This window comes from Rheinheimera sp., from assembly GCF_030824435.1.
GTDB lineage: Bacteria > Pseudomonadota > Gammaproteobacteria > Enterobacterales > Alteromonadaceae > Pararheinheimera.
Genome location: NZ_JAVBXS010000004.1, coordinates 1 through 3,404, shown reverse-complemented (window position 1 = coordinate 3,404; position 3,404 = coordinate 1). Strand labels below are relative to the sequence as shown.

Here is a 3,404-nt window from a genome sequence, read left to right as displayed (position 1 = left end):
TTGTTGTTCAGACTCTGAATGCTGAAACCAGAAGGTGTCCCAGACTTTTTGATGAATGACGTCAACCAGTTCAATACCGGCCGCTTTTAACGGCGGCAGGTTGGCATCGATCAGGGTGCGCTTTTTACCAGTGACGGAGAGACCGCTATGAATCGCAATATTCTGATTGTCGAAGATGAACATATAGTTGCGCTGGATCTGAAAATGTCACTGGAGGATCTTGGGCACACAGTAGTCGCGACTCTGGCTTATGGTGAAGAAGTGCTGGCGACCGCCAATCAGTTAAAACCCGATTTAGTACTGATGGATATCCAACTTGCCGGTCATATGAGAGGTACCGAAGCTGCAAAATTACTGCACAATGAAATGCAGTTGCCAGTGATATTTTTGTCTGCTTTTTGTGACAACGCCATTCTGGAACACGCCGAACAAAGTTTACCTTATGGTTATTTAATCAAACCTTATGACAGAAAAGAACTGGATGCTTCGATTCGAATGGCATTGTGCCGGCACCATGCTGATCAACAAATCAGAAGGTCTGAACTTCGATTACAAATGGCAATGCAAGCTGCGCAGCTTGGATTGTGGGAACTGGATGAAAAGGAAAATACCCTGCTCAGCAGTGGTATTGTCAACGATTTACTATCGAACCCACCTGAAGTAATTTGTGATGGTCTGGAACATCTGATGCAACTTTTTCATCCGTCAGAACACCAGCGACTGCAACTGATGTTTAACCGCGACAAGGACATCAACGCAGTGATGCGTTTGGCGGGTGTTGCCCCACGCTGGATTGAGCTTTTTGCCCGTCATTTTCGCCAACCCAATCAAACATTATTGGTTGGGGTGATGCGGGATGTGACTGAACAACAACAATCACAACTTCAATTACGACAAGCACATGCAGTTTTTCAAACCACAGCTGAAGGTATATTGATCCTCGACCAACATTTTAAAGTCCTTTCGGTGAACCCGGCATTTTCCACTATCACCGGTTACCTGCCAGCAGAGGTTACAGGTCAACACCCGGAGCATTTCCTGTATCCAAAACATAATAACTCGCCTGTAGCGGCAAAACTGTCAGAACTCAAAGCCAACCACTGGAGCGGCGAAGTGGTTTGTTTGCGTAAAGACCAAACTAATTTTCCTGCCTGGCAACATATTTGCAGAGTGAAAAGCCCACAACCGGATAGCACTACAAGTCATTATGTACTGACTTTTTCTAATATTTCAGCATTACGCCGCGCCGAAGAAAATCTGGCCAAACTGGCATTTCATGACCACCTGACCGGTCTTGGTAACAGAGCTAAATTGGAAAAAACTCTCAAAATTGAAGTAGAACGTGCTATACGCAACAAAAGTATGTTGGGTGTGATGTATCTGGATCTGGACGGCTTTAAGCTAATTAACGACACCCTCGGCCACAGCACCGGGGACCGTCTGCTGCAGGTTATAGCACAACGTATCGGCGAACTAACCAGAGCCGGAGACACAGCAATCAGAGTTGGCGGTGATGAGTTTGTCATTATTACGCCGGATGCCACACATCCGAGTTTTTATCATAAAGTTGCCGAAAAGCTGTTGCGCAAAATCAGTGAAGAAATCGAATTGGACAGCAGTCAGGTCTCAGTCTCATGCAGCATTGGTATTGCCTGTTTCCCGGAAGATGCCGGTAGTTATGATGAGTTGTTAAAATGTGCCGATTTAGCCATGTTTGCCGCCAAAGAAAGCGGCCGCAACCGTTATTCATTTTTTAATGTGGCTATGGCGAGTAGAACCCAGGAAAGAGTCTTTATTGAAAAGGAACTGAAAAATGCGCTGTTAAAAAACAGCGGTCTTGCCTTGTATTACCAACCAATCATCGATCTGCAGCAACGCCGTTTTTGTGGTGTTGAAGCTTTAATACGCTGGTTCCACGCGGATTACGGCATGATTTCCACAGAAAAATTTATTGGCATTGCCGAACATAGCACCCTCATTGTCGAGGTTGGAGCCTGGGTTATCGATCAGGTTTGTAAAGATATGGCTGCACTGCAACAACTGGGAGCTGAGCTGAAAGTGTCTCTGAACCTTTCTGTGCGTCAGTTGGAAGATGAACAACTATTGCTGCGGGTTGATCAAGCCGTTGAGCGTTATCAGGTTAATCCAGAGTTATTACAGTTTGAAATTACTGAAACGGCGCTACAGGATCTGGAAGATAAAATGGCAATTTTGCAGGCGCTGCGCGAACGTGGTAGCACTATTGCTATTGATGATTTTGGTACAGGTTTTTCGTCGTTAAGCCGATTAAAAAATCTGCCGATCAATTGTGTCAAGATCGATCGCTCCTTTGTAATGACTATTCCCCACCAAAGTAATGACATTGAAATTACAAGAGCTGTCTGTGCCTTATGTCAGGCGTTGCAACTGCAAGTCGTTGCTGAAGGTGTGGAAACTCCGGCTCAACAACAGTTTTTACAACAATTAAATTGTGACTACGCGCAGGGTTATCTGTTTGCCAAACCAATGCCATTATCTGAGCTACAGACCTGGCAGCAAAATTTTACTTTTCCGGCAGACAGAGCTGCTGGCATCCCAAGAGGGTCTTGAGCCCCTGCTCAGAACTCAGATTGTGCAACAGAAGGACTGCAAAAATGTTAGCGTTGTTTGGCAGCCTTGATGCCCTTCGCGCAGCTCTGGATTGTTCGGCCGGAGGGGCGATAGACAGTTGGCTCAGCATGGGAGCCTTGATATCCCTCGAAGGGCTCAGGGCCGTTCAGCCGGAGAGAAGCCAACAGTTTGGTTTCTCTAATTCCTGTCCCCTTCGCAGAGCTCAGGGCGTTCAATCGGCAAAAAACCAAATTGTTGGCTTTTTGAAACCCCGTCTTCGCTGTACTACTTTGCTCACCCCATCCATGGGGTTCGCCGCTACGCGGCCCGCTGGAGCGGTCCAAAAACGTTCCTGACGTTTTTGTCGCATGAGAATGCCCCGCTCGGGCAATAGACCACCAGAATGCCATAAAGCACTAAATCCGCAGGAGCGGATTTGGACGGCACAGCCGGTCCGCAGGACATTTTACAGGACGTAAAATGCAAAAAGGCCAGTCTTTCGACTGGGGCTGGTGAGTTTTGGAGCCTTTATATCCCTCGCAGAGCTCGGGATTGTTCCGTCGGAAGAACACAACATTGGTTGCGTTCTTAATTCCCGACGTCACTGTACTACTCGCATGGGAATGCCCTGCTCGCGCAATAGACCGCCGGATCCTAAATACAAAAAACCCCGCTCACTGAGCGGGGTTCTTTTGGATTGGGAGCCTGGCGGTGTACTACTCTCGCATGGCATCTGCCACACTACCATCGTCGCAGCTGCGTTTCACTTCTGAGTTCGGAATGGATTCAGGTGGTTCCACAGCGCTATTGCCACC

The 3,404-nt window shown here is 47.4% G+C and carries 2 protein-coding genes and 1 rRNA gene; 1 reads left to right on the top strand and 2 read right to left on the bottom strand.

Translation table 11 applies throughout. From position 1 onward, the window contains the following. The coding region (locus RCH83_RS00080) for a hypothetical protein (protein ID WP_306517905.1) at positions 1 to 183 on the bottom strand (183 nt) is incomplete at its 3' end. Here RCH83_RS00080 and RCH83_RS00075 point away from each other — a divergent pair. Further along, the gene (locus tag RCH83_RS00075) at positions 148 to 2,589 is read left to right on the top strand and encodes an EAL domain-containing protein (protein ID WP_306517903.1); all 2,442 of its coding nucleotides are present in this window, start codon (positions 148 to 150) and stop codon (positions 2,587 to 2,589) included. The two genes, RCH83_RS00080 and RCH83_RS00075, sit on opposite strands and share 36 nt — an antisense overlap. A 703-nt stretch (positions 2,590 to 3,292) precedes the next feature. Here RCH83_RS00075 and rrf read toward each other — a convergent pair. Then, a 5S ribosomal RNA gene (gene rrf, locus RCH83_RS00070) occupies positions 3,293 to 3,404 on the bottom strand; the annotation flags it as partial.

Excerpts from the sequence above, each read along its gene's own strand:
- RCH83_RS00075 (WP_306517903.1), top strand. The coding sequence starts at position 148 with ATGAATCGCAATATTCTGATTGTCGAAGATGAACATATAGTTGCGCTG.